Annotated in this window: 24 protein-coding genes and 1 pseudogene; 10 read left to right on the forward strand and 15 right to left on the reverse strand. The window is 54.8% G+C overall.

Annotation, left to right across the window (positions count from 1 at the left end; translation table 11 throughout):
- Positions 1 to 337: 337 nt before the first annotated feature.
- The 3 genes from M7R55_RS11995 to M7R55_RS12005 all read left to right on the forward strand — a co-directional run bounded on the left by M7R55_RS11995 (position 338) and on the right by M7R55_RS12005 (position 3330).
- Complete coding sequence (locus tag M7R55_RS11995; protein ID WP_298220878.1) at positions 338 to 811, forward strand: DUF4410 domain-containing protein; 474 nt, start codon at positions 338 to 340, stop codon at positions 809 to 811.
- A 162-nt stretch (positions 812 to 973) separates the two neighbouring features.
- Complete coding sequence (locus M7R55_RS12000) at positions 974 to 2575, forward strand: RNA-directed DNA polymerase (protein WP_298220880.1); 1602 nt, start codon at positions 974 to 976, stop codon at positions 2573 to 2575.
- Positions 2560 to 3330, forward strand: coding sequence for a hypothetical protein (locus tag M7R55_RS12005; protein ID WP_298220882.1), 771 nt, complete (start codon positions 2560 to 2562; stop codon positions 3328 to 3330). The genes M7R55_RS12000 and M7R55_RS12005 overlap by 16 nt, the downstream gene beginning before the upstream one ends.
- Before the next feature lie 277 nt (positions 3331 to 3607).
- On the opposite strand, the gene M7R55_RS12310 is transcribed toward M7R55_RS12005, so the two are convergent.
- The 4 genes from M7R55_RS12310 to M7R55_RS12020 all read right to left on the reverse strand — a co-directional run bounded on the left by M7R55_RS12310 (position 3608) and on the right by M7R55_RS12020 (position 5675).
- Positions 3608 to 3820, reverse strand: coding sequence for a type II toxin-antitoxin system RelE/ParE family toxin (locus M7R55_RS12310; protein WP_366881192.1), 213 nt, complete (start codon positions 3818 to 3820; stop codon positions 3608 to 3610).
- Positions 3821 to 3909: 89 nt separating this feature from the next.
- Positions 3910 to 4149, reverse strand: coding sequence for a type II toxin-antitoxin system ParD family antitoxin (locus M7R55_RS12010; protein WP_298220884.1), 240 nt, complete (start codon positions 4147 to 4149; stop codon positions 3910 to 3912).
- 226 nt (positions 4150 to 4375) lie between these two features.
- Positions 4376 to 5050, reverse strand: a complete 675-nt coding sequence (locus M7R55_RS12015) for an anti-sigma factor (RefSeq protein ID WP_298220886.1) — start codon at positions 5048 to 5050, stop codon at positions 4376 to 4378.
- A gap of 1 nt (position 5051) precedes the next feature.
- Positions 5052 to 5675: a sigma-70 family RNA polymerase sigma factor gene (locus M7R55_RS12020; RefSeq protein WP_298220888.1), complete on the reverse strand. Its 624-nt coding sequence runs from the start codon at positions 5673 to 5675 to the stop codon at positions 5052 to 5054.
- Between the two features lie 404 nt (positions 5676 to 6079).
- Here M7R55_RS12020 and M7R55_RS12025 point away from each other — a divergent pair, with 404 nt between their 5' ends.
- From M7R55_RS12025 to M7R55_RS12315, 4 genes and pseudogenes are all read left to right on the forward strand, one after another.
- On the forward strand, positions 6080 to 6337 hold the full coding sequence (locus tag M7R55_RS12025; protein ID WP_012823189.1) for a hypothetical protein: 258 nt from the start codon (positions 6080 to 6082) through the stop codon (positions 6335 to 6337).
- 333 nt (positions 6338 to 6670) lie between these two features.
- Positions 6671 to 7519: a DUF692 domain-containing protein gene (locus tag M7R55_RS12030; protein ID WP_298220891.1), complete on the forward strand. Its 849-nt coding sequence runs from the start codon at positions 6671 to 6673 to the stop codon at positions 7517 to 7519.
- Positions 7516 to 8286: a putative DNA-binding domain-containing protein gene (locus M7R55_RS12035; RefSeq protein ID WP_298220893.1), complete on the forward strand. Its 771-nt coding sequence runs from the start codon at positions 7516 to 7518 to the stop codon at positions 8284 to 8286. The genes M7R55_RS12030 and M7R55_RS12035 overlap by 4 nt, the downstream gene beginning before the upstream one ends.
- A gap of 277 nt (positions 8287 to 8563) precedes the next feature.
- Positions 8564 to 8950 (forward strand): annotated as a pseudogene (locus tag M7R55_RS12315) (DUF255 domain-containing protein).
- A gap of 315 nt (positions 8951 to 9265) precedes the next feature.
- Here the strand turns inward: M7R55_RS12315 and tviB are convergent.
- From tviB to M7R55_RS12085, 9 genes are all read right to left on the reverse strand, one after another.
- Entirely contained in the window at positions 9266 to 10549 is a 1284-nt protein-coding gene (tviB, locus tag M7R55_RS12045; RefSeq protein ID WP_298220897.1) for a Vi polysaccharide biosynthesis UDP-N-acetylglucosamine C-6 dehydrogenase TviB, read from the reverse strand.
- Between the two features lie 27 nt (positions 10550 to 10576).
- Positions 10577 to 11287, reverse strand: a complete 711-nt coding sequence (gene mtgA / locus M7R55_RS12050; RefSeq protein WP_298220899.1) for a monofunctional biosynthetic peptidoglycan transglycosylase — start codon at positions 11285 to 11287, stop codon at positions 10577 to 10579.
- A gap of 209 nt (positions 11288 to 11496) precedes the next feature.
- Positions 11497 to 11979 (reverse strand): pilin, encoded by a 483-nt coding sequence (locus M7R55_RS12055; protein ID WP_298220901.1) that lies wholly within the window; start codon positions 11977 to 11979, stop codon positions 11497 to 11499.
- 72 nt (positions 11980 to 12051) lie between these two features.
- Positions 12052 to 12720, reverse strand: coding sequence for a mechanosensitive ion channel domain-containing protein (locus M7R55_RS12060; protein ID WP_298220903.1), 669 nt, complete (start codon positions 12718 to 12720; stop codon positions 12052 to 12054).
- A 130-nt stretch (positions 12721 to 12850) separates the two neighbouring features.
- Complete coding sequence (locus tag M7R55_RS12065) at positions 12851 to 13732, reverse strand: HAD-IIB family hydrolase (protein WP_298220905.1); 882 nt, start codon at positions 13730 to 13732, stop codon at positions 12851 to 12853.
- Complete coding sequence (locus M7R55_RS12070; protein ID WP_298220907.1) at positions 13729 to 16071, reverse strand: HAD family hydrolase; 2343 nt, start codon at positions 16069 to 16071, stop codon at positions 13729 to 13731. The genes M7R55_RS12065 and M7R55_RS12070 overlap by 4 nt, the downstream gene beginning before the upstream one ends.
- Entirely contained in the window at positions 16068 to 17546 is a 1479-nt protein-coding gene (locus tag M7R55_RS12075; RefSeq protein ID WP_298220909.1) for a glycoside hydrolase 100 family protein, read from the reverse strand. Before M7R55_RS12075 ends, M7R55_RS12070 begins: the two co-directional genes overlap by 4 nt.
- A 141-nt stretch (positions 17547 to 17687) precedes the next feature.
- Entirely contained in the window at positions 17688 to 18395 is a 708-nt protein-coding gene (locus M7R55_RS12080; protein ID WP_298220911.1) for an ABC transporter ATP-binding protein, read from the reverse strand.
- On the reverse strand, positions 18388 to 19635 hold the full coding sequence (locus tag M7R55_RS12085; RefSeq protein ID WP_298220913.1) for a lipoprotein-releasing ABC transporter permease subunit: 1248 nt from the start codon (positions 19633 to 19635) through the stop codon (positions 18388 to 18390). The genes M7R55_RS12080 and M7R55_RS12085 overlap by 8 nt, the downstream gene beginning before the upstream one ends.
- A 183-nt stretch (positions 19636 to 19818) precedes the next feature.
- Here M7R55_RS12085 and M7R55_RS12090 point away from each other — a divergent pair, with 183 nt between their 5' ends.
- The 3 genes from M7R55_RS12090 (at position 19819) to M7R55_RS12100 (ending at position 21495) form a co-directional block, all read left to right on the forward strand.
- Positions 19819 to 20166, forward strand: coding sequence for a hypothetical protein (locus M7R55_RS12090; RefSeq protein ID WP_298220915.1), 348 nt, complete (start codon positions 19819 to 19821; stop codon positions 20164 to 20166).
- A gap of 76 nt (positions 20167 to 20242) precedes the next feature.
- Positions 20243 to 20443, forward strand: a complete 201-nt coding sequence (locus M7R55_RS12095; RefSeq protein WP_290679924.1) for a DUF2892 domain-containing protein — start codon at positions 20243 to 20245, stop codon at positions 20441 to 20443.
- A 20-nt stretch (positions 20444 to 20463) separates the two neighbouring features.
- Positions 20464 to 21495 (forward strand): hypothetical protein, encoded by a 1032-nt coding sequence (locus M7R55_RS12100; RefSeq protein WP_298220918.1) that lies wholly within the window; start codon positions 20464 to 20466, stop codon positions 21493 to 21495.
- Between the two features lie 32 nt (positions 21496 to 21527).
- Here the strand turns inward: M7R55_RS12100 and M7R55_RS12105 are convergent, their stop codons facing one another.
- Together M7R55_RS12105 and M7R55_RS12110 are read right to left on the reverse strand one after the other, a co-directional pair.
- On the reverse strand, positions 21528 to 23579 hold the full coding sequence (locus M7R55_RS12105; protein WP_298220920.1) for a hypothetical protein: 2052 nt from the start codon (positions 23577 to 23579) through the stop codon (positions 21528 to 21530).
- Positions 23580 to 23692: 113 nt separating this feature from the next.
- Positions 23693 to 25672 carry an alkaline phosphatase PhoX gene (locus tag M7R55_RS12110; protein WP_298220922.1) on the reverse strand — a complete coding sequence of 660 codons (1980 nt, stop codon included), beginning with the start codon at positions 25670 to 25672 and terminating at the stop codon, positions 23693 to 23695.
- Positions 25673 to 25778 lie beyond the last annotated feature (106 nt).

A 25778-nucleotide genomic window follows, 5' to 3' on the forward strand; every position in this document is an offset into this window, starting at 1 on the left:
ACCATGGAGATTCGGAGTAAAAACCGGGCAAAGCTGCTTGGAAAGGTAGCCGTTTGTTGTGGAATTTGAGCCGGATTCGGCCACAGGCATGATTCAGTGGCAGAATTCATTGAAAATATCGGGTTATTCGAGCTGCCCGAACCTGATTGAGTGATTTTGGTGAAGGGGTGTTTATATCCATCAACGCCCCCCTATTTCTTATCGAGCCAATTAAAACAAAGGGATGGATGAATGAGAGTCGATTTATACACCTGCCGCTTGTCTGAATATGCACCTGCCAAGGTGTATATTGGGTGTTAGGCACTGTATCATTTACACACGACGAGGAGCCATATAAATGAAAACAATAATTACAATATTTTTTGTCGCCGTTTTATCTTTCGGATGCGCAAGCATCGACTCAACAGTTTCTAAAGCTTATGTCCCAGGTAATAGAAGCCAGCTTGCACTATCAATTAAGCAAGATTCAGGAGTGTCTATACCTTCGGAGCAGAAGCAGTTACTTGAAAATCAAATCAGAGAAGGTCTGTCACAAAAAGGCTTATTAGCTTCTGATGAAAACAACTCTCAGCACTCAGTCATTGTGAATATACACACCTTTAGAATGAGAGATGATGCGGCTCGCCTGACTGTGGGTATCATGGCCGGATGCGATAATATTAGCAGTACGGTTGTTGTAACTGACAAAATAACTGGAAAAGAGATCGGAAACGCTAAAATCTCAATAAAAGAATGTGCCGCTTGGGGCGTTGCGAGTCAGGTTATTACAAAATATACAGATGGTGTAGTAGCCTATCTTACGAACAAATAAATGCATAACTGTGTGTTCGAGGCGGACGCGGTGAGACAGCGTGCCGCTTCGGTTGTTGTTTGGCCGCGCCGCTCAACACGGCGTTATGTCTCTTGGTGCCTCAATCCAGCCTTGCAGTATCCTGGCCCTAGAGTCATCTAGGCGTAGAACTTAAGGAAAACCATGCACATCGACGCAGCAATTGAAATTGCGCTTAAAAACATAGCTCGTCATGGCGACACGGACGTTTTTCCATTCCCGTTGGAAAAACTTATATTTCACGACAAGTTGCAAGAATCGAAAGATCTGCTCAAGCAGATTCACGCAAATTTCGATGATTTCATTGCTAGGTATCCACCGGACACTCTTGAGACCCTCACTCAGGTCGGATATACAGGCTTTCGTTGGACAACCCAGATACAGCCGTTCTGGAACGCCTACTACCTGTCTTTGGTCATTACGCTGGCAGAACAAATCGAAGAACAGCGAATTTCTATAGATGATGCCTCCGTCTACTCATATCGATATGAATGGGACGAAGGGGAGGCCAAATTATTCTCCGCAAGTTCATGGAAGGATTATCGGCAGAGGTCGTTCGACCTAAGTGGAGTGTACAAATATGTTGTTATCACAGATATCGCAGATTTTTATCCTCGGGTTTATCACCATCGGCTAGAAAATGCATTAAACCGGCTTCCGTCCTCTGGCGACGCGCCTAATAGGATCATGAAGCTTTTAATGAGCTTCTCTAAGAATGTGTCCTATGGCCTTCCTGTCGGCGGCCCAGCATCCCGAATCCTAGCCGAATTGTGCCTTGACTCTACGGATCGACTGCTGCTGAGGAACAGGGTCAAATTTTGTCGTTACGTCGACGACTACACAATTTTCTGCGATGACAAGACAGACGCCTACCGCGTACTTGTTCTGTTGTCAGAGAGCCTTTTCAATGAAGGGCTCGTTCTTCAAAAGAATAAAACCAAGATCCTGACGGCAGACGAGTTTCGTTCATCTACTAAGCTTTTGGACCCGAAGGATTCGGACGACCCGCTGGCTAGCGATGAACAAAAGCTGCTTAACATTACACTTCGGTACGACCCTTACTCTGAAACGGCTGAAGATGATTACGAAGCGCTAAAGGCCGCGATGACAGACATCGATATCATTGGAATTCTTGGACGCGAAGTTGCCAAGACAAACATTGATTCGACTGTGGCTAAGCAGGCAATCAAAGCGATACAGGCCCTTGAGCCCAACAAACAGTTCGGAGCCATAAGTACTTTGCTCGGTGAGAACAATGTGGAGGTTCTTGCACCTGTCTTCGTCACGGTGATGCGTGCGGTTCGAGGGGTGTATGAAAATCTTCCTGATTACGATCAGGCTTTCGTAGACCGAAAGCTTATTGCTCTTTATGAGTCAGACTCTCACCTCTTGAGTGTCGATCTGAACATGAGTTTCTTCCTTCAGGCGTTGGCTCAGAAGCAAAGTGCAAGGAAGGAAGAAATCCTTATAGAAATATACGAAAAGAAGACCAACCCATTGATAAAGCGATTGATTCTTGTCGCAATGTCTAACTGGGCCTGTCATTACTGGCTCACCGATCTGAAGCGGAAGTATGCCGGCCTTTCTGAGTGGGAAAAGCGTTACTTCATCGGATCTTCTTACGTGTTGGGTGATGAGGGGAAGCATTGGAGAAATCATATCAAGGCGACCTGGAGCCCAATGGATGAATTGACCAGGAATTGGTTCGCTGATCGGATGCAGAGAGACAAATGGCTACCTCTGTGATTTCGGAAAAAGCGGTAGCGTCAGTATTCAATGGCTTTTGGGCTGATACTCTCCCTTTGCTCACGGCTTCATTTGTTAGGGTTTTCAATGAGGCACATTGTGAGAATCTTGTTGATCTACCGTCGAGCAGGTTTGTTCGTATTCCAATTGCGCGCGAGGTCGAGCTGCATGATTTGGTTGCGGAGTTTGCGTTTTGCGCGGCGGAGGTTGCCCATGCGACTGGGAAGCCTTTGGCTGCTATCTCCACAGACACAGCGCTCGTTTCAGAAATTTATGCCAAGGCGATCCTATTTCTAAAACGATATGAATCTGCTGACGATGAGATGCTCCTCAATGTGGTTGAGGTCGAGGAGGCGTTTCGGCTGGCCAGTCAATATCAGTATTTTTTTGACTATCTTCGGTTGCATCACGCCGATATTGAATTTCGCCCGAAAGTTCGAGGAGCAGGATTTCTCGGTAGTTGCACCGCAGATCTTTGCGTTGGCAACACCTTGTACGAAGTTAAGGCAATCAGCCGAAACTTGGGAGGACGAGATATTAGGCAACTCCTAATTTACCTCGCGCTCCGGTGGGCAGAGGATCAACCTCAATGGGAATACGCCGGTTTTTTCAACCCGAGAAGGGCATTGCACTATCGGTTTTCTGTTGAGCATCTGATCTACCGCACCTCTGGAGGTAAATCGAAAGCTGAAGTTTTTGATCAGTTGCTGCGATTTTTGGATGCCCGTGGCATTGAGTTGGACACGCCGTTTTGAGAGGGCGCCAAAATGAACACGAGACATAACAAATCGCTGCAGCGGACATTTGACCCGCTGCCCACTTTTGCTTCCGCAAAAGCAGGCATCGCCTCAAATGCCGCTGAGCTCAGGCGTTGAGGCTGTAGAAAAACCTCCTCGGCAAGAATATCCATGACCATGAGCAAAACCGACTCCACAAAATGCTCTGTAATTGACTACCGTCTTGACGGGAAGGGTCAAGGCAATCCTTGAAATTTCCTGTTTCGCCCCTCAAGGGTTTTTTTCTACAGCGTCATTAGGCTGGGAAAACAGCCTGATGAACGTCCATATTTTTATGAAGTACGCGAACAACTAGAATCTCCTCGTCGGAGAGGCAATCGAAAAAAACCACGTGGCTCTGAAAAGGGTATTTGCGCAGGCCGGATTCGATGTAATCACAGGCATACCCAATTGTTGGCGAATCGGCCAGTATCTTGAAAGTTTCATCCAAGCCTTTGAGGTAATGCAGGCGTTGTGCTTTTCCTCAGGGTTGTTCTGTGAATCGAGCAATTCCACGCAAATCAGATTTGGCCGCGCGGCTAAGGGAAAATATGCCCATTAACTCAATTCATTATCGAGTTCAGCCATAAACTTTTCATAGCTGTATTCAGCCGTTCCGCGGGCTCTGCCTTCTGCAATCAATTGGCGCAGTGTTTCCAGTTTCTGTTCTTCATCCTCAAGCAGGCGCAAACCAGCGCGTACTACCCCTGTAGCCGAGCCATAGCGGCCTTTTGAAAGTTGGGCGGCAATAAACTGATCGAAATGATCTCCCAAGCTAACACTGGTGTTTTTCGCCATTGGGGCAGTCTCCAAGAAATACCAATATTTGGTAGATATTGCAGGAGGTGCCTAACAAGTCAATCCAGCAGACCCACAACTCCGCGCGGTTTTTTGACCATGGCTCGCCATTTTTGTGCTAACGACACTCGCCCCTCGGTCATCCGTGAACGAAGGGCGCCAAGGTGGGTACAGCACTGAAATCAATCGTGCAAGAAATTGAACGCGCAGAGTTTTCGTCATGTCCTCATGATGCTTTACTCCAATCTCCCTGCCAGACAACCGGGCCGACCGGCTTGTTGCCAATCGGCTTGCCAGTGGGTTCCAAACTAATGGCGAGTGTGGTTTGTGCAATCGTATTGCTCCAGAGTGCAGGACGGACAGTGACGCTTTCCCCTTTATTCATCGGCAAACGCCCGACTGCTACCGTTTGTCCTTGCGGGGTAATTAACCACAGAACGGCTTGTTTATTCGCTGGTTGATCGGTGGTTGTCAGGCTCGTTATTTGAATCTGTTGCGTCGCCGTATCTGCCTTTGCTTCCCATGTGGCTGATTGGCCTTGTGCCATCGGCATCATGGCGATTGAATCAGCATTCATAGCGGGTTGATGTGGCACAAAGACCCCGACGAGCAGACCGATTCCAATCATGGCGACAATGGCTGCAGCCATGCGCCAACGTCGCAATGCGCTGCCGACATCCTTCGCCTGATGATCGAGCTGTCGTTCGATGCGTGACCATACCCAGCCGGGCAACGGACGCGATTCGCATTGTGACAGCAGGTGATCAGAGATGATTAGCGACCAGTTGGCGACGGCACGCCGCTGCTCGGGCGATGCTTTGATTGCCCGCTCGGTCAACCGATCAGTAGGTTCGTCCAGCAGACCGAGGACATATTCGATGTGTTCAGTGGATTCGTTCATGTCAGTTCACCAAGCCAAGACAGGATTTGAGATTGATTAAGGCGCGTCGAATCCAGCTTTTCACGGTGCTGAGTGACGTGGAGAGTTCATCGGCAATTTCTTGGTAGGTGTGACCAAACCAGAAAGCTTTGTGGATGGCCTGACGCGGTTCGGCACGCAGTGCCTCGAGGCACCGTGTCATGGCCTCGCGATCCATGAGTTGCCAGTCGTGGGGATCGCCGTCCACCGATCCTCCTTGGTGGCCCTCCGGGGAGAGTAGGGGCGCATCGGCCAGTGCCAGAAAATCAGCCCAGTCCGCTGTGGTGATTTCCCGGTTGAACCGGCGCAACAAGCTGATCGCACGATGGTGCGCGATGGCGGCCAGCCAGGTCATCGGCTGCGCGCGCGCCGGATCAAATCGCCCCGCTTGCTGCCAAACCGCCAGAAAAACATCCTGAACGCACTCCTGCGCGCGACCTTCCTCTTTTAGGATGCGTAGGCACAACCCGTAAAGTGGGCCGGATGTGCGTTGATACAGTTTTTGGAATGCGGACCGGTCCCCCGCTGCCGTGGCTTGCAACCACTGGGTGAGCTGATCATCGTCTTGGTTACGGTCCTTGTTCGATCGATTGGGTTTCATGCTCATGCCGATCCGGCTCCTCTTGATTCGTTTGGAGGGGTGGTTCATCCCGTCGTTCGACACACTGCGCTGGCGATTATCCGCGGGGATGTTCTTGGAAGATCGCTTGGCGTGCTCATCATCGCATGCATGCGGCGCGTGTCGAGCGGTGTGCAAACCCTCATCGTTTCATTTTTCTGTTTGCTCACACCTCAGAATACGTGCTCAAGTGGGATTTGGTTGCATTTCGCGTTCAGTTTATTTCAACCGTTAACGATCTTTTTTGCATCCCATCGCCACTTTCGTGCGTAGATGAATTGCGATAAGAACCTGCTCGCAATCAGTCGAGCGTCGTGAGGCATTTAAATTTTCCGCTCGCGCCGGTCGGTGGAATTGTATTTACTTTTTAATGAGTTGATGGAGATTTTTTGATGAAAACCCGTACTTTGAAAGCTGCTGTGATTGCCTCTACCGCCTTGTCTGCTGCCTTGGTGGCGGGGACTGCCCTGGCCAATCCGTTTGTCAGTCAGCACGGTGCCTCTCTGGTGAAGGTTTCCGATGCTTCCTGCGGTGCCAACATGAAAAAGAGCGATAGTTCTTGTGGCGCGAATATGAAGAAGAGCGACAGTTCCTGTGGTGCCAACATGAAGAAGAGTGACAGTTCCTGTGGCGCGAACATGAAAAAATAAGTGCGACATGGTCGTCTCCCTTGGCTCACCTCCGGTGGGCTAAGGGCATCCGAACGTGATGGGGATCGATTGATTTTGCTTTGGCATTCGGTGCCTAAGCGGGATTGATCTATCCTTTAATTATCTGGGCCTATTTATTCGTGCCCTGCACACTGCTTGGTCAGCCACATGGCGCCCAAGTCATTATTTGGCGTCGCCCTTGGGCCCTTTTTAAGAAGTCACGTGCCGGCCTGACAGTGTGGAGGGTGATTCGAAAAAGCGAATCACGATCACGCTATCCTGACTACCCCGCTTTCGGGTTGACGCCCCTTGATACTGGCGAAGGAGGTTGCAATGAATACCGATGCGAATCGCGTGCCGGTCGGCGTGGGTCTGCGGCGCGGCCCGTTGATGCAGCAGATCGAAGCCGAACACCCCGATCTTGATTTTCTGGAAGTTGCGCCGGAGAACTGGATGCGTTTGGGGGGTGCTGTCAAACGGCAGTTCGAGTCCTTGCTGGCACGCTATCCCCTGTATCTGCATGGACTGTCGCTCTCGATCGGCGGGCCGGCGTCACTGGATGTGGATTTTCTCAAATCGCTGCGTGCATTTATTGATCGTTATCAACCCGTCCTCTACAGTGAACATCTCTCGTTTTGTACGGACAATGCGCACCTATACGACTTGATGCCAATTCCGTTTACGCGGGCGGCAGTACGCCATGTGGTCGAGCGCATCCATCGCGCTCAGGACATTCTGGGGCAACGGCTGACGTTGGAGAATGTGTCTTATTACACCGCGCCCGATGCCGAAATGAACGAGCTGGCATTTCTGACCGAGATTCTGCAGCAAGCCGATTGCGATTTGTTGCTCGATGTAAACAATGTGTACGTCAATAGCGTCAATCACCGCTACGATCCGGTGGCCTTTCTTGATGCCCTGCCGATCGAACGCGTGCGCTACCTGCATGTGGCGGGGCATTTGCAGCTCAGCCCCGATTTGATTGTTGATACGCACGGTGCCGCCGTTGCCGATCCGGTCTGGGATTTACTGGCGCACACATACACCCGTTTTGGGGCCGTGCCGACGCTGCTGGAGCGGGATTTTGATATCCCGCCGCTGGCGCATTTGATGCAGGAGGTCGCCCAGATTCGCCGTGTAGCCGCCGGTGCGCACAACAAATTGCTGGAGCCGGTGGCATGAACACGGATTTTTTGACACTACAGTCTCAGTTCACCGCTTTTATCCGCAATCCCGAGCACGCGCCGGTGCCCGAAGGTTGCGATCCCGAGCGGATGAAACTGTACCATCAGCTGTTCTTCAATAATTTTGATGGAATATTGGAAAGCACCTACGAGCGCACGCGCGCCCACATCGCCGATGATCAATGGCAAGTGCTGGTGAAATTATTCTTCTCAACCGTGCCGCAACACTCCCCTTATCTTGTGGATGTGCCCGGACGATTTCTCGATTTTCTTCAGGAGCAGAACGCGGTAGCACTATCCGAGGCATTGTTGGAGTTGGCCGCCTTTGAGGCGACGCTGCACGAATGCCGGATGGCCGAGGATATAGCGCTACCCGAAGCGCCGGTATCGCTGCCCGACGCTCTGTTCGACTGCGCTTGGCAGCCGCATCCCCAAGGCGTGCTGTTTGAAAGTGCCTTTCCGGTGAATCAGGCCGATTTCTCGCTTGATGAAGTGCCCACCGAGCCAACTTTGCTCTGGATCCAGCGGGATGATGCCGGCGTGGTGCAGATCTATAATTTATCAGCTGCCAGCGCGCGCTGGCTCGTGCTGCTGGATGCCCATGAGGATGCACTTCCAGGTCAATCGTTGGCACAACTGGCCCATGAGCTCAATGTTGCGCCAGAGAACCTGACCGAGTTTGCACGCGCGCAACTGGCCGACTGGATTGCCGATGGTGTTTTGATTCCGGCCTCAGGCAATCAGCACAATGCAGCTTGCGCTTGAATTTTTGATTAACGTTTTCGTACAGCTCACGCTGGTGAGCATGGATCTGCTCGTTCCGGTTCTTGCTGCTAATACAACGCCTTTGCAAGCAGGGCATGAAATCACTCGCCCCGATGTCGATTAGCCAAAATTTCCAGCCGCGCTGCCAGAAAAGCTCGATCACTCACTCACGGCGCAAGCCCAGTAAAAAAGCCATGAACAGGAGCAGAAAACGCCCGATTGGTACACCCGTTGGTTCAGTGTCGATGGCCAGCCGCTGTTTAACAATCGCCTGATTTTGAGCGATTTTCCCTACCTGCTCGAACACGCCCACAATCCGGTCAACTGGTACGCCTATGTCCCTGAGGTGCTGGCGGCGGCCAAGGCGCAGAACAAACCGCTGTTCATTTAGATCGGCTAAGCCAGCTGTTATTGGTGTTATGCGATGGCGCGCGCGAGTTTTTAATCGGCGGCTGTCGCGCGGGAATTGAATCGCGATTTCATTGCGGTGAAGATTGATCGTCAGCTGCAGCCAAAACCGGGTCATCGCTATCAGATTGTAGTGGCATTGGTAAATCAGGAGCAAAGCGGCTGGCCGGCCAGTGTGTTTGTGCTGCCGGCCCGACCGACCGTTTTTCACCCAACTGTATCAACCGGAATCAGCTTTTACCGGATCAAGGCGTGATCTCCCCCCACCGCGGCTCTTTGATGCCTGGCTTTCCTGCCCGGCACGCTTGGCGTTCGCTGCGTTAGGGGAGAGGGAGCCTTAGCACCTTCCCCCTTGATGGGGGAAGGATGGGATGGGGGTGCTGGTTTCACCCCCTCACCCCGAGCCAATTCCCCCTCCCCAACCCCTCCCCACAAGGGGGAGGGGCTTTTTCTCATTCCCCCTTGATGGGGGAAGGATGGGATGGGGGTGCTGGCTTCACCCCCTCACCCCGACCCTCTCCCACAAGGGGAGAGGTGTTGAATCCGCCCCTTTTGATGGTGAACCAAGCATTTACAACCGAATATCTGCTTCATCGGCATTCAATACATGCTTGAGGTCGTAGAGCACATGGTTTTCTTTGCCAAGTGCGTGGAGGGCGGTTGCGCCCAGGGCTTTGAATTCTCGATGGGCGACGGCAAGCACGATGGCGTCATAGGTATTCGACAGCAGCGCGGCGGTGAGGCTGAGGCCATATTCATGCCGCGCGCAGGCGTCGTCGGCCCAGGGGTCGTGCACATCGACGGTCAGACCGTAGTCTTTGAGTTCGGTAAGTACATCGATCACGCGGGTATTGCGCAGATCGGGGCAGTTTTCCTTGAAGGTCAGCCCCAGTACGAGCACGCGCGCGCCTTGCATGGGGATGCCTTTTTTCAGCATGGCTTTGATGAGTTGGCCGGCGACATAGGCGCCCATGCCGTCGTTGATGCGTCGCCCGGCCAAAATCATTTCCGGGTGATGGCCGACTTGCTGCGCTTTGTGGGTGAGGTAGTAGGGGTCCACGCCGATGCAGTGGCCGCCCACCAAGCCGGGACGAAACGGCAGGAAGTTCCATTTGCTGCCCGCCGCTTCGAGCACGGCCTGGGTATCGAGCCCGAGTTTGCCGAACAGGATGGCCAGTTCGTTGATGAGCGCGATATTGACGTCGCGCTGGGTGTTTTCGATGACTTTGGCGGCCTCGGCCACGCGGATGCTGGGCGCTTGGTGGGTACCGGCGGTGATGATTTGCCGGTAGAGCGCATCGACCGTTTCGGCCACGGCGGGGGTGGAGCCGGATGTCACTTTTTTGATATCTGGCAGGCGATGGGTTTTGTCGCCGGGGTTGATGCGTTCCGGGCTGTAGCCGCAGTAAAAATCGTGGTTGAAGCGCAGGCCGGAGTGCCGTTCGAGCACCGGCACGCAATCTTCTTCGGTCGCGCCGGGGTAGACGGTGGATTCATAAATCACGATGTCGCCGGGTTTGAGCGCGCGCCCGACGATTTCGCTGGCTTTGATGAGCGGGGTGAGATCCGGGCGTTTGTGCGCGTCAATCGGCGTGGGCACGGTGACGATGAATATGCTGGCTTCACGCAGATCGGCAGGATCGACCGTATAACTCAGGTGGCGGGCATTTTGCAGTTCATCCGCCTCGACTTCGAGCGTGCGGTCATGGCCACTTTTTAATTGGTCAATGCGGGTGGCATCGATATCAAAGCCGATCACGCGGCGGATTTTGCCGAACTCGACCGCGAGCGGCAGGCCGACATAGCCCAGGCCGATAATGGCAATAATGTGTTCAGCGGGTTCCTTGCTCTTCACTTTAGGGTGATTCCTTCCGGGTGGTTTTTATTGGGGTGGTATGCGCGAATAGTTCATGCGCCCCTCGACGGCGCGGATGCGTTTTTGCAGGCCGCGACTGCCGGGGTTGTCCTGATAAAACCGCGGGTTGGGCAACATGGCGGCCAAAAACGCGGCCTCGTGCGGCGTGAGTGCCGCTGCGGATTTATGGAAATAATAACGGCTGGCCGCGTCGATGCCGTACAAAAGATTACCCCATTCGACGACGTTGAGATACAGCTCAAGAATGCGCCGCTTGCCCAGCGTGGTCTCCAGCATCACGGTGATGATGGCCTCCTCGCCCTTGCGCCAGAGATTCTTGCTGGGCGAGAGAAACAGGTTGCGCGCCAGTTGCTGGCTGATGGTGGAACCACCTGCTGCAAACTCGCCCTCGGCCAGATTTTTTTCGAAGGCATCCTGAATGCCGGTCCAATCAAACCCGTGGTGTTCCATAAAGCGATCATCTTCCGAAGCGACCACGGCACGCCTGGCAATGGGCGCGATGGCGGCGTAATCCACCCAGTGGTAATCGAGTTTGGCCTTGGGGTTGACGGCTCGAATCAGTTCCAGACGTTCACGCATGAAGGCGGTGGTTTGCGGATTGTGTGTGCGTAGTTGCCAAACTTGCACATAAAACCAAGCCTGCACCAGTGCAAACAAAAGCAGCACCGACCCCAAGGTCAGCAAAATGACACGGCGAAAGATACGGCGGGGTTTCATTCCTACAGAATACGGTTTTTTTGATGGCTTTGCCGCGTGTCAGAAACGGACAATCCTGTTTCTGATTGCGCAAGGCGTCGTCAATTTTTGACAAAAATGGCCGAAAGGCAATACCTCGACGGGGGCAGACAGGCACTCAACCAAAAGCCCGCACACGCTTGCGCGTGGCGGACGATGAAAAAGAGAACAGCCGTTGAGCAGATGGATGACTAACGCCAGGCTTGGGGCAAATACCGGGAATTAAATCCGCAGGAATCGACTTGCCAGCGAATGGCACCGGGTGAACTGGTCAGGGGAGACAAGGTGCATTTTTTGGCTGCGCCGGCAATGGCGGAGTTGGCTTTATTGCCATAGGTCAGTTCTATCTTGCCGCCATCGATGACGGCGACGGATTGCACATAATTGCCTGAAATAGAGCCCGGTGCAGCCAGTCCCAGCGAGGTATTGTTGCCGGGGTTACCGCTATTGGGGAAATTAGGATGGCCGCCCGTCCATTCGGCGAGCGCCAATTCCGGCCCGGAAACCAGGGTGACACCTTCACTGACTTGCGCGCGGATGATGTAATCCTGATAAGCGAACAGGGCGATGGAGGCCAGAATGCCGATAATGGCGACGGTGATCATCAGTTCGATCAGGGTAAAGCCCCGCACATGATGGGCGGGGATAGCCTTATGTTCGGAAACCGTAAGCATGGTGTGACTCCTTCGGTGTGCTCTTTTCGTGATTTGCAAAGAACATCAGCAAGGAGCAGGCCACGCCAAACTTCAGGTTACGGCATCATCTTTAGGGGTGCTGTCAGGTACGGCGGGATTCGGTGATGTATGGTGACTGGCATATTCCGCCGAGCCGAAGTTGCGCTCGGCTTCCCAGGCTTCGTAGTCCGTCACGCCAGTTTTATTGGGCCAGCGCCGGGTCACATTCTGAAAAAACTGGTTGTTCGGAATCATCAGGAGCGTGCCGTCCGCTTCACGCAGGGTGGTGAACATCAGGCTGCGGTCTACCGCGCGGCCCTTGACATTGGTCGGCAGCATTTCGATGGTTTCGCCCAGCTCATACGGGCGCCATATCCAGATGAACAAGCTGGCCGTGATGTTCGACACCATGGTCCACACGGCCAGCAGGCCGACACCGATCACGGCCAGCATACTGGCCAGCATGGCCCAGATGCCGTCGACATTGACGCCAGCCTGGCGCAATAGCAGCAAACCCAAGACAACCCAAAGCGATAGACTGATTGCCCGGCGCAGAATGAGCAGCGTGCCGGGTGAAATCGGCGCGTGGCTGACCATCCGGTTGAAATGCCGGCGCATAAATCTTTGTACAAGCAATACCGAACTGCCACCGAAAATCAGCAACAGGAAGAATGGGACGAGCACCTGCCATTCCCTCAACCATTGACTCATAGTAGGAAAAATCTGATCAAGACCGCTCATGGTGATACTCCTGGTGAAAGCGTGAAATGGTGTAAGCAAAAGTGGCCCACACGGCAGACACGTTCAGCAATGCGATCGGCCACTCAACGCGCAGCAGGCACTGTTACACCGCCTCGGTTCGCCGTGAATGTCAGCCGAGCGCCATCCACGCGCGTGTTTCCGGCAAGAAGTGAACCAGTCCTTCGAGGACACCGGCGGCATAATTGCCGTTCATGCCAAACAGCCCGCCTTGGGCGAGATAAAGCGAGTGGGCGACATCGGCGGATTCGACCAGCGCCAGCGCACGCGCGCGGACGTCTTCCGGCGCATTGGCCACCAGAACAGATTGGATATGGCTGCCCAACACTTCGAGATCATTCCCCGAGTCCCCGGCGAACACTGTGCGCGCCATTGGGTAATGTTGTGTCGCGCTCAAAAATTCGATCGCGTGCAGTTTGCTGGCACTGGCTGGCAGCACATCCAGCAATCCGGTATGCGCTGCTTCATCCACAGACCAAATCAGTCGGGCGTTAATGCCCAATTGCCACAAACGGCGCACCAGCTCTGCTTCCAGAATTTCCAGATTGGCATCGATATCGACGAAGTAACTGGCCTTGAATACGCCTTGTCGATCGATCGGTTGCGGTACGATGGCTTTGATATCACTGAACAGGTCGGTGATGTCATTATGGGTCATGCCATTCCAATCGGGCCCGAGTTCAGCCGCCCAAGAACGCCACATCGCCCAGGAATCGGGTGGGCCTTCTTCCGGCTCAGGATGGGTGTAAATTGTGGTGCCGACGTCGCCGATGATGTAATCGGGTTCCGGCAAGTTCCATTGATCGATGGCATCGAGCACAAGCTCGATATGCCGACCCGACACCATGACCAGATGGATGCCGGGATGAGCGCACAGGGCACGAAACCTGGGACGCGCATCGGGTGACTCCGGCTGGGCGCCGTTGGGAATGAGCGTGCGATCCAGATCGCAACACAACAAAATGGGCGAAGGTGTCATTTCTGCGGATGTCATGCTTCGGTCTCCTTGGATGATGTAGGGCCCGATGCCTCGGTCGTGGGTTTGGACTCGCCGCTGGAGCCACCGGACTCTTGGTCGGTAGACGGCGCGCGACACTCGCCCAGAAAATCATAAAAATCCATTGCCGCGCGAATACCTGCCACACCACAGGCCGATGGATAATAAATTGAATTGTCTGCACTCTGAACGACGCTCGCGCTCTGCGTATCGGTGCCAAGTTGTGCGCTCAACACGTTGCCGCCCAGAAGATCGCTGTCTGCTTCGGCGCTTCCTACAACTAACATATGCATCAGTGCAATGTCATGCTGGGCCGCGAGATAACGAATCGCGAACCCCTTGGAAGCCCGTTGGGGCGTTACCAGAAATTCGTTTTTGTTCAACACAGTTATGCGGGCAGGAATATCGGCCTGATGCAACCGATCAACCAGATCTTCAACGCTGATGAATGCGTCCGCATCCTCGATAAGACCATGAATGGCATACACGCCCTGGTGACTTCGACCGGACAGCCGGACTCCGGGCGTTTCGGCCAGCAACTCATACACACGATCACCCTGCCAGTCATATCCGATGTGCCGACTCCAGCCCTTGTCGCGGGAAAGACGCGCACCGTAATGAATTTGTGTACCACCCCGGGTAATCAACACGTCGGGCACGACCAGGCCCTGTTTTTTGAGCAGGGCAAGAATGTCGTGGCGGGGGCGATCGGAAACCAGTCCATACGCCACCTGCCGCCGGTGACGGCGCAGCAGGGCAATCAATTCGCGTAGGGCGGCGACATCAATATCCGTATTCAGAATCCGATCATCGATGAGAATCATGCGATCGACGGTCATCGGCGTGGATGCGACATTTGCAGCGGCTTCAGTAGTCACAGCGGGTGCGCTGGTCTGCTGATGCAACGGCATGGAAGCAAGCGTCTCGAAGTACTGTTCGACATGCGCGGGCCAGGTGTAGTGATGGCGCACGCCTTTGATCCCATTGCGCGCATAGCTGTCCCAACGCGCCGTATCGGTCAGCAAGGCCAATAACTGCTGGCCCATGCCTTCGGCATCGAGCGGATTGATGAGCTCGCCATTTTTGCAGGCCCGGATAATGTCTCGCGGCCCCCCGTCTTCCGTTGCCAGAATGGGTAAACCACACGCCGCAGCCTCGATCAGCGTGAGGCCGAAGGGCTCGGTCAGCGCGGGGTTGATGAATACGCCACGGCGCTCGGCCGTCCAGCGATAAAAATCAGGCACATCCTGCGATTGATGGTGGCGCGGATAGGCGGCCTTGCCATACAGATCGTAGCGATCGATCAACAGCAGAATCTCGGTCAACACCTGTCGGGAACCTGGGTCCATGTCGCGAATGTCATCCCGATTTCCCGCCACGATGACCAGATTGGCAACTTCTTGCAGTGCGGGGTTGCGTCCATAGGCATGGACCAGCGTGGCGATGTTCTTGCGCTCGTCGGGGCGAGACAAGGCAAGGATGGCGGGTTTGTCCGGCTCGCGGAGAAACCGGGCCAACTCATCGGCAATAGGCATCGGCCCGGTGATTTTTGGATCGAAACGCCTCAGATCAACGCCCGGCGGGATGACTTCCATCCGAGAGGGATCGGCCCAGTCGTACAAACCATACTGGGTTTCGATTTCATCCTGAGTACTCACCACCACCAACGAACAGGCCGCGAGCACTTCCTCTTCGACTCGAATCCGGCGGGAGAGCGCATATTTCTGTTCGATGACCCTGGCGGACTCGCCACTGGCCAAAAGGCGTTGTCGTTTGACCCGCCCGAGTGAGTGACCGGTATGCACCAGCGGCACGCCCAGCTGCAGCGACAGCCGCATGCCCACATAACCGGCATCGGCATAATGACTATGCACCAGTGCGGGTTTGAGCCCGGTCTGGCGAATATAATCGAGCGCATGGTCGCTCAGGCTATCCAAATGATCCCAGAGTTGTTCCTTGGGCAGGTATTCGTCCGGACCGGCAGGCAGCCGCACAATCCGTGCATTTGGTGCATCCGCCAACGGCTCCTCCGGTACGGCATAGTCTGCCGAGACACGATCATCCCGCACGAGACGAGTGATTAAATCCACGCGCGAAACGACCGGATGCTTCGCCAGTGCCCGCGCCAGTTCGACCACATACAGGGTTTGGCCGCCCGTGTCGGCATCGCGCCCGAGTTCCAGTTCAGAACCGCGAATCAGGCCGTGTACGCTGATCAGAACGATATAAAGCCCGGGTTTGCGCCCCCGGGGGCGGGATTCGACCATGGGCTCGGCCGTGGATTCTGGCCGCGTTTCGGCGGCGCGCTCTTTCACGTGCGCAGGCGTATCGTTCATCGCTCTCCTCCACGTTGCATACCTTGAGGTGTCGATGGCGCACCCATCAGTTCGGGATCATCCGGCGGCTGAGGAGCAAAACCCAAACGGTTCAGCACGTCCGGTTCATCAAGAAAATGCCTCGCCAGAAGCAACCCGGTCGCGCTCCAGACCTGCCGGACATTCGCGCGCCGCCCGACCAGCCGCCCGGTGCGGCCATCGTAGTATTCGGGCCAGTTATCACGAAGCAACCGCTCCTCGGCTTCGGCCCAGGCACGGGAAGCCATGTCGTAACGACCGGCTTTGATTGCCGCCGCCACGAAGGGCCAGATCAGCACCGGCCAGTTGCCGCCATTGTGATAGGACCAAGGGATGTTTTTCGGGTCGGAGCCGGTGATCAAACGCCATTCGTGCGATTTAATTGCTGGGTAGACCAGCTTCATCGGCATCCGGCCAATCAGATCGTTCCAACGCAGTTCGATCAGATTCATCAACTCTTCGACCTGCTCCGGCCGGGCCAGGTTGGCCACCAGCATCAACAAATTGCCTTGCGAGAAGAAACGAAAATCCACACGCCCCGGCCCGAGATTACCGACAAAATATCCCGATCTGTCCGGCAACCACTCAGGCAGCCATTCGGGGATCGATTCGGGATAGATATTGAAGAGATTTTCGACGTCTTCGCCGAACATTTCGGTTGAGAACCGGTAGATGCGATTGAGCACATCCATATCGAGCCAGTAATACCGCTGCAGGTATTGACGCAGCACGACGCGCCGACGGTGCGCCAGATCGATCAGCCACTGGCTGCCCTCTTCCGGCACCAAAAGATCGGCGCAACACAGCGTCATGTCGAACAGGGCCTGAATTTCCAACGGATGACCGTTGACCCCCATCCGCCGGTCGATCATGAATGAGCCGTCGGGCACGAGCAAAGTGGGGAACACCTCAAACCGGCTTTGCAGGCACAGGCTTAAAATCATCCGCAACATGCGCTGGATTTCCGGCGTCCGGGCAAAGGCTTCATCACCCGTGTACCGCACATAGGCCCGCAGCAAAACGGCCCACCACATCATCGAATCGACGGGCGCAACGCGCCCAATCGCCCGGTCACCGAAATCGGCGAGGATGCTTTCCTCGCCATCAGCATCACGATGCACGCGGAACGAAGCAGGCAGCACACCGGGCGCGATCTGCTGACCTTCCAGCGCCTCCTGCTGACCACGGAGCAGCATGATGACATGCAAAAAAGACCGGACGATATCCTCACGGCCTTCAAGCAACATGATGAGCCCGGCCGAAAAGAAATCACGAACGAAGCAATCACTGTAATTAACGGCAGGCGCCGTATGATCCGTGCTGGCCACCGTGCCGACGGGCTGCCCCTGATAGTAGATCAGTGCACTGTCGAGCAAGCGGTACGCGTCGTCGAGCGCCGGGGAAAATCCCGCATACTTGGGGTTTTCAAAACAGGAATCCGGGTTTTTCTGAGCCACCAAGGAACCCCTTTCAAGCAGAACCAATCGAGTCAATCAGCCGCCGGCGCGCCCTCGCGAGCTGCGACGTGGCCAAACAGAGCCTAACCCGACACTAACATAGTTTGCTTAAATGGCCACCCCCGAGAGGCACACAGACGTTCAACGGGGACTCAAAACACCATCGTGCATCACCAATATCCGCTGCATGCGTTCGGCCAGTTGGTTGTCGTGCGTGACCAGCACGATGGCGGTTCCGAACCGCTGATTCAACGACACCATTGCATTGAAGACACCGTCGCTGCTATGGCTATCGAGATTTCCGGTCGGTTCATCGGCCAGCACCACCGCCGGCTCCGTCACCAGCGCACGGGCAATGGCTACCCGCTGACGCTCACCGCCGGAAAGCTCTGCGGGACGATGTTCCGCACGCGCGCCCAGCCCGACCGCTTCGAGTAACGCCCGAGCCCGAGTGTGCGCCTCGATCCGGGGCAAGCGACGAATCAACAGCGGCATGGCGACGTTGTCGAGCGCGGAGAATTCCGGCAGCAGATGATGTGCCTGATAGACGAAGCCCAGATGACTGTTCCGCGACCTTCCTCGCGCCGCTTCGCTCTGGCTGGAAAGCAGGTGCCCGGCCAACCAGACCTCACCCGCCGTGGGCTTGTCCAGCCCACCCATCAGTTGCAGCAGGCTGGATTTACCGGAACCGGATGCGCCGACAATCGCTAGCATTTCGCCCTTTTTGACGGCCAGATCGATCCCTTTGAGCACCGGCACGACAAGATCACCTTCGCGATAGGTGCGGTGCAGGTTGCGGGTTTCGAGCACGATATCGGGATCACCGATGGTGGTGGAGATGTCATTCATAACGTAAAGCCTCGGCTGGCTGCACACGCGAGGCGCTCCAGGCAGGATAAATCGTGGCAAGGAAGGACAACCCGAAGGCCATCAAGCCGACGTGCCACACGTCGTTCCAGTCGAGGCGCGAGGGCACTTCGCTGATGTAATACACGTCGGCAGGCATGAACTGGGTACCGGTGAGATGCTCGATCCACGGCACGATGGTTTCGACGTTGGACGCGATCAGCACCCCGAAGCCCACGCCGATCAGCGTACCGATCAGGCCGATCACGGTACCGGAAATCAGAAAGATGCGCATGATGCTGCCGGGGCTTGCGCCGAGCGTGCGCAGAATCGCAATGTCGCCGCGCTTGTCCGTCACCACCATCACCAGTGTGGACACGATATTGAACGCCGCAACCGCCACGATCAGCGAGAGAATGATGAACATGACGGTGCGTTCGGTCTGCACCGCGCGGAAGAAATTGCCGTTCGCCTGCGTCCAGTCGGTCGTCCAGTACGGGTTACCGAGCTTGAGGTTCAGATCGCGCGCGACCCAGGGTGCGCGGAACATGTCGTCGAGTTTCAGCCGCAGACCGGTCACGCCATCACCCATCCGGAACAAAGCCTGCGCATCCTTGAGATCGATGAATGCCGAACCGCGATCGTATTCGTACATGCCAACCTTGAAGATGCCGACCACGGTGAACTGACGCTGACGCAACAAGCCACCCACGGGCGTCACGGCGACATTGGCGGTGATGAGCATGAGCTTGTCGCCCACCGCAACGCCAAGGCTTTGGGCCAGCGCCTCACCGAGCACAATGCCGAACCCGCCCGGCTTGAGATCGCTTAGCGAACCGGCGACCATGTGCTTGCCGATATCGGTCACCGCGTCCTCGTATTTGGGCTCGATACCACGGATGATCGCGCCGGACACATTCGGCTGTGCCGACAGCATCGCTTCGGCCTGAACATACGGTGCGGAAGCTACTACATTCGGCTCGTTTTGGACCTTTTGCGCCAGTGAACGCCAATCCTGCAAAGCCTGACCGTTCTCGCTGATGGTGGCGTGCGCCGTCATGCCGAGAATACGATGGCGCAGTTCATCCTGAAACCCGTTCATCACCGAAATCACCACGATCAGCGCCGTCACCCCCAGCGTGATGCCGATGATCGACGTCGCCGATATGAAGGAGACGAACCGGTTACGCCGCTTGGCGCGGGTGTACCGCAAGCCGATTAGCCACTCAAAAGATCGAAACATGCCGTGTATCCGCCGGATTCTTTTATAAAACGCCCGGCAGTTTAGCAGCCGCGGGCACACTATGACCGCAGGAGTACCGAAATGATTCAGAGCGCGTTACACTGTCGCCTACGTGCACTCGGTCAAACTTCGGACTGAACACCCCTGGAAGATTATGTCTTGCCCCACTTAGGAGTTGTTGTTATGGATCAACGAACCTCGCCTTTTTCCTCTCGTTTTGTCCGCAACCTGTTGGCATTCGGCATCGGTTTTGCGCTCGTGATGGGTGCGCAAGTCGCATCGGCCGATGAGTTGGTCATGCAGCCGGACATCAATCAGGCCAAGCCCGGAACAAAATATTACGTCCATGGCCTGTCCATGGCCCAGGTGGCCAGAAAGTTCGGCCAGCCCGGCAGGAAACTGGCACCTGAACCGGCAAAGGGAACCAAGTATCAGCCGCCAATCACGCGCTGGGTTTACCCTGAGTTCACCGTGTACTTTGAGCATGGGCACGCAATTCACCTGGTGAAACATCACCAGCGACCGAAATAATCTAAACTCTATTCGGTCATTATAAAATTTCATGCCCTGCTTAAATCGTTCCCCCTTATTTATCCGGAGTTCAGTGATGAAAACAAATGTTGGTTCAATTGATAAGATTCTGCGGATTGTGGTTGGCCTGGTGCTCATTGCCCTGTCGGTATTCAATATCGGTGGCATTGGCTACTGGGGTTATATCGGGATCATCCCGTTGCTGACCGGTCTGTTCAATTTCTGCCCGGCATACACGTTGCTCGGCCTGAACACCAAAGGCAAATCTGCCGAGTAATTTCAGGGTAATTGCAGAGATTGAGTTTCCGCTCCGCCTTGCGGACAAAAGTGCCGCCGATTCACACATACCGATCAGCGGCATTGTTTTGTCTGCTGTTTTTTATCGGCCACAGCGCTCTTGCGGCAACATTGCCGTCCATCGTCGATGAAGCCAGTGGTCTGACCCGCTCACCGCAGCATGTTGGCGTCTATTGGACGCATAACGACAACATCAATCTGCCGGCTTCCTCTAAAAAAAGTGTGCCGCTCCTGTTCGCCATCAACGCCGATGGCAAGTTGCTCAGCACACTCAAGCTCGATAATGTTCGGCAACGCGATTGGGAAGCCATCACCCACCTTGATCTGGATGGCAACCCGACGCTCGTGATCGGCGATATCGGCGACAATCGAGGCACTTGGCCGGATTATCGGCTGTGGTTTGTTCCAGAACCTGTTGCACTCAAAACCGATGTCACCCAGAGGCCAACGGCGCTCATCCGTTTTCGTTATCCCGATCAAGCACCCGCACCGCGACGCCAAGGTGGCTATAGCGGCGGCCACGATGCCGAATCGCTGGTGTTTGATGCGCAAAACAACGAGTTCTTACTGCTCAGCAAACGGGAAAAACCGGCACGGCTGTTTGCAATCCCGCTGGCATCCAGCGTGAACCTCAACGACCGCAAGCCCATCAGCGCACAGGAGAAAAAAGCAGCGGTCGTCACAGCGCGATTCATTGCCAATTTACCCACGCTGCCCGCCCCCGATCTCGTCAGTTGGCTGCTGCATCCATTCACCAGCCCGTACGCCGATCAACCCACAGCCATGGCGCTCGCGCCTGATGGGCGCCGGTTGGCGATACTGACCTACAGCGCGGTGTATTACTTCTACCGCAAGGCAAACGAGGATTGGCACGCGGCACTACAAAAGCCGTTCGCATCCGTGTCCTTGCCATCAATCGAGCAATGGGAAGGCGCCAGTTTTAGCGCGGATGGTAAAAACCTGATAGTGGTAAGGGAGGGTTTGGGAGAGCGCACGATCATGACGCTTACAGCGCCCGAAGCCGCACAATAGCAAGTCCCGAGCTTTTTCCCAATGCAACAAGATTAATCGGGCGCGAGAAGTGGCACATAATCCGGGGCAAAAGTGCCACCAGCCGAGAACGGTTTATTCTCGTCAATCAGAGTGGGCACAATGCCCATGCCATAAGTGAAATCACCCACGGTGGTATTGATGGGGCGATCAGTCACCACCTCGCTCACCACATAGGGTGTGCCGTTTTGATGGGCATAACCATTTGCCTCGTCGCGGAAATACTGTAAGGACGCCGGTGTTTTTTCAAATACGTCTTTACCAAAATCAAAGCGTTGAGTGACCACCACCTCGCGATAACGCCGGGCTGCTTCGAGTGCGTCCGCCAGAGTGGGCAAGAATAATTCGGGCAGAATCCGTTTGGCTGAATCCAGATACGCACCCTTTGCGGTAAATTCCCGGATCAGCGCCAGTCGCTGCCGCTGCGCCTGCTCAATCGCCACGACATTTTTGGTGGCAATGGCCGCGTTCAAATCTGGCCAATCCTGCGAATACCCTTGAGCCGTGCTGATTTTTTGCGCTAAAAACGCATCGACGGTGGCAGGCATATCGCCATAAAGCGAGATACCCACCACATGATCCAGAAAGAAGCGGAATTCGCCCTGTTGCGCGTATCGATTCACCGGCTCCGGCATGGTGAGTGTGCCGGGCGTTTGGTTTGCGCTGGCATTCGGGTTGGCTTTGAACCCCAGGTAATTCATCTCGCCCCAGCCTGCATTGCCATTTAATTTGCGTGGCAGCGCCCAGGTCGAATCGATCGTGTTGCCCGTACCGGAGGTGAATACGGGGTTCTGACCCACATCCGATTGGCGCACATTGCTGGAATGACAACCCACGCATTGGGTCAACTCGGAGGGGGTTTGCGGTCGCAGTTCGCCTTTGGCATCCTCGATAAAGCCGCCGATGATCCAGCCTGTCCCGTTCTCAATCCAGCCATCCGTCCGGCTGGCATAAACCGGCGCGGACTCTTCCTTCAGGGTGTTACCAAACTCGGCGGGATACCATTCGTGTAATTTGATCATCCAGCGGACTTCTTTGACCCGATGCGCGCGTGTGCCCGGAAAGGGGCTGACGGCAGGATTGCTGCCATCGGCCTGAACATCCACATAATGCAAAGGGTGCGCAAACTCGGTGCCCAGCGGATATTGACCTCGAACGATCTCGATATTGCTGGCTGCGCCGACATAATGCGTTTGCCCCGACGAGAGTCGGTTCTGGATATTCGCGGTTACCAACTCCAGATTTTCGGCATAGGTCTCGGTCGAAAACGCACCGCTGGCGGTTTGCATGAACACCTTGGGCAGGCGAATATAAATGCCAGAAACGCTACCCGCCAGCGGGGTAAAAATGCCATAGGGCATAAAGTTCACCGCGCGCCAACCCGTCATGAAGCCTTGTTCATCCTGGAACAGACTACCTGCTGGATTATTCGTGCGTACAAACCCATCGGCTTTAGCGGGCAGATCATCTGGGTTTAAGCTGGGGAACACGCGAAAAGGTGAATCCACACCCGCATCCCAAGAAGTCAGAGCGCCCAGCGCCGCGCGCTTGGCAAAGGCCGCTTGCCAGTTGTTTTGGCGAATATAGGTTTGCATGTCCCAGTCGGCCGCATCGGCGCCCAGTGCGACAACGGCCGTATGTAACACTTCGGGCTTTAACGTGTTCATCCAGGGGTTAATACTGGAATTCACCACCTGCGGATAATCGAATACGCCAAAAGCATACTCGGCTTGCAGGTTACCGATGTTGGGATTCAGCCCCGCCTGCGGATTGTTGTTGCCTAGTTTGAGTGCAGCCACGCCGTTGGTATGGCAAAACAGGCAGGCATTTTGCGTACCGCCGCCGGTTTCAATAAAACACTGCGCGGGAATATGCGCGTGTGGGTTGGCGAAGGTGGCGCGGCTAATGTACTCCCCGAGCAGCGGAAGTTGCTGCGCCGTGGGATTTGGTGCAGGTGGTTGGGGGGGCTGCGGTGTTGATGAGCCCCCGCCGCCACAGCCGACCAAGCCTACGGTAATGAGGCTCGCAAGGGATAAATAGCGCAGCGTTTGGGTGGTATTTTGCATGATGAAATCCTATTTTTTCAATAGAAATCAGGTAATTGATTGCTGGTGAAAAAATAAGGCCAGAGTCATTCCGGCCTTAGGCCCCGCCTTGCGGCAGGGCGCATGAACCCGACTTATTTTTTGGGTGCAGTGATTGCGGGCAGGCCACCGATATAACCCACATCCGCTTGCAGGTAGTAATTCAATGTACCAACACTATTAACGCCGAAGAGTTTTTCGGCCTCGGCCTTCAGCTTCGTGGTCAGGTTGGCATCTTGGCTCTTGATCCAGTCGCCTTGGTGTTGCGTGTTGCTCATGATGTAAGCATAACCACCAATATCGTCCACGATCTGCAAGCCGGTGGCTTCGGCGCCCGCCGCTGTGGACAAAATCCGCGAGAGTTTTTGGCTGTCGATGTTATAGGCCCAGACAAAATTGTTCACGTGGTTACCTGAGTCTTCGCCAACAAACAATGTACGCATCGGCTCGGAGTAGAACAGGTTGTCAGTGTTCGCGATGAAGTTCACATCTGCCGTATTACCGTTGGCATCCGCAACAATGGGTTTGCCGAGCAGCATCGGCTCCACATATGCCTTGGTGGCAACATAGGCTGAGTTGATCGGGTTGCCCGCTGTATCCTTTTGATTGGCCGCCAGATCGAAGGTGTAAGTTGCCCCCGCCGTGTTCCCCGCCGCACGGATGTCATCGACCGGACCACCATCGTTAGTCAACATCGAAGATTGGATGTAACTGATGGCGTAGTACATTTTCTTGTCTTTATCATTAAACGCCACGCCCTCACCTTTGGTGAATTCAGTGGTTGCCCCCAAGTAGGCCGCATAGCGCCGTGTTTCCAGGAAAGCGGCTGCCTGTTCCATACCGGGCTTGAGCTTAATCCAGACGGTTTGAGCAGAACCAGCACGGGTCGGGATGTAACCGGGTGTATCCGTTAAGGCGATTTCGAAAATATCGTTGATCGTGATGTTGCTATCAACGATGGCCTTGATTTCATCGTAGGTGCCGTGACCCAGTTTGACCCAGGAAATAGTGGCGCCCGGTCCATCCGCTCCATCTGGTGATGTTTGATTCCACTTGGCTGCGTAAACGGTGCCGCCTGCTTTCGGGTTGTTGGCTACATCGCCCACGAACATGAACAAACCAGCGTAGGCGCCATCGTCGCCATAAACAGCAGTGCGACCATCTGCCGCCCAGCGCGCCAATTCCCAGGTACCGCGCCCCATTTCATAATGCTTGGTGACGTCATAGCTGCCGTCTTTTTTAACCGCGACCTCAACGGGAAAGCCATACTGATACGGATTTGCCGTTTGCGTATTATTAAAATACACCTCAGTCAGGGCTTTTAAGCCAGCCGCCGTCGTGGTGTATTTTTTCTCGCTAGGCACGAAGTAAAGGTCATAATCCTCCTCGCCACCCATATGGGTATTCCATGGTGTGGGGCCGCCCGCGCAGAAAATCCAACCGCCTTTGACGCTCGCAAAATCAACCGGCTGCTGGCTGACCACCGATAATGTTCCATCCTTGTCCTGATTTATGGATGACAGGCTCATCTCCATCGGCATACGGCTGTACCAACCGGCTGCTTTGTATGATTTTTGTCCATCTGCAAGAATACTGTCGTATTCCCAGTGGGTTACCATGAACAGATTGCCGTCCACGTTCAAAAGACTGTTGGCATCCGGCGTTTCGGCAATGACCGGAGCGCCATTTGGATCCATGATGGGCTTCATGTCCGTATCATACAGTTGGCCGGCGGCCTGCTTGCTGCCATTGACGGTTGTAACCTGATCGGTGTTTTTGAACAACCTGTTGTACGTCAATGGAAAATCTTTGGTGCTGCCATCGCTGTACGTCACCGTCGCTACCGATTTGGTATGGGTCGTTACAAACTCGGCATCCGTGCTTGCTACCGGTGTCGCCGAGAAGGTAACGCTGGTTGCAATTGGTGCTGGTGTTGGGGTTGGTGTTGGTGTTGGTGTTGGTGTTGGTGTTGGTGTTGGGGTTGCACTGGCTGTTGAATCGTTCGAGCTATTGCAACCAGTCAAACCAACTGCGAGAACGCCGGCAATGGCCAGCGCGAGGATATTCTTGTTCATCGTTGAGGCTCCAGGAATTATTTGGCATTCAATATCAAGCCAAAATTGGCTTGTGGAGCGCTACTTTAGGGAGCTTCGATGAAGGGTGAGTGACACCGGGATGAAC

This window comes from Halothiobacillus sp., from assembly GCF_027346185.1.
GTDB lineage: Bacteria > Pseudomonadota > Gammaproteobacteria > Halothiobacillales > Halothiobacillaceae > Halothiobacillus.

Coding starts and splice junctions, on each gene's coding strand:
- M7R55_RS11995 (WP_298220878.1), top strand. CDS start 338: ATGAAAACAATAATTACAATATTTTTTGTCGCCGTTTTATCTTTCGGA.
- M7R55_RS12000 (WP_298220880.1), top strand. CDS start 974: ATGCACATCGACGCAGCAATTGAAATTGCGCTTAAAAACATAGCTCGT.
- M7R55_RS12005 (WP_298220882.1), top strand. CDS start 2,560: ATGGCTACCTCTGTGATTTCGGAAAAAGCGGTAGCGTCAGTATTCAAT.
- M7R55_RS12010 (WP_298220884.1), bottom strand. CDS start 4,149: ATGGCGAAAAACACCAGTGTTAGCTTGGGAGATCATTTCGATCAGTTT.
- M7R55_RS12015 (WP_298220886.1), bottom strand. CDS start 5,050: ATGAACGAATCCACTGAACACATCGAATATGTCCTCGGTCTGCTGGAC.
- M7R55_RS12020 (WP_298220888.1), bottom strand. CDS start 5,675: ATGAGCATGAAACCCAATCGATCGAACAAGGACCGTAACCAAGACGAT.
- M7R55_RS12025 (WP_012823189.1), top strand. CDS start 6,080: ATGAAAACCCGTACTTTGAAAGCTGCTGTGATTGCCTCTACCGCCTTG.
- M7R55_RS12030 (WP_298220891.1), top strand. CDS start 6,671: ATGAATACCGATGCGAATCGCGTGCCGGTCGGCGTGGGTCTGCGGCGC.
- M7R55_RS12035 (WP_298220893.1), top strand. CDS start 7,516: ATGAACACGGATTTTTTGACACTACAGTCTCAGTTCACCGCTTTTATC.
- mtgA (WP_298220899.1), bottom strand. CDS start 11,287: ATGAAACCCCGCCGTATCTTTCGCCGTGTCATTTTGCTGACCTTGGGG.
- M7R55_RS12055 (WP_298220901.1), bottom strand. CDS start 11,979: ATGCTTACGGTTTCCGAACATAAGGCTATCCCCGCCCATCATGTGCGG.
- M7R55_RS12060 (WP_298220903.1), bottom strand. CDS start 12,720: ATGAGCGGTCTTGATCAGATTTTTCCTACTATGAGTCAATGGTTGAGG.
- M7R55_RS12065 (WP_298220905.1), bottom strand. CDS start 13,732: ATGACATCCGCAGAAATGACACCTTCGCCCATTTTGTTGTGTTGCGAT.
- M7R55_RS12070 (WP_298220907.1), bottom strand. CDS start 16,071: ATGAACGATACGCCTGCGCACGTGAAAGAGCGCGCCGCCGAAACGCGG.
- M7R55_RS12080 (WP_298220911.1), bottom strand. CDS start 18,395: ATGAATGACATCTCCACCACCATCGGTGATCCCGATATCGTGCTCGAA.
- M7R55_RS12085 (WP_298220913.1), bottom strand. CDS start 19,635: ATGTTTCGATCTTTTGAGTGGCTAATCGGCTTGCGGTACACCCGCGCC.
- M7R55_RS12090 (WP_298220915.1), top strand. CDS start 19,819: ATGGATCAACGAACCTCGCCTTTTTCCTCTCGTTTTGTCCGCAACCTG.
- M7R55_RS12095 (WP_290679924.1), top strand. CDS start 20,243: ATGAAAACAAATGTTGGTTCAATTGATAAGATTCTGCGGATTGTGGTT.
- M7R55_RS12105 (WP_298220920.1), bottom strand. CDS start 23,579: ATGCAAAATACCACCCAAACGCTGCGCTATTTATCCCTTGCGAGCCTC.
- M7R55_RS12110 (WP_298220922.1), bottom strand. CDS start 25,672: ATGAACAAGAATATCCTCGCGCTGGCCATTGCCGGCGTTCTCGCAGTT.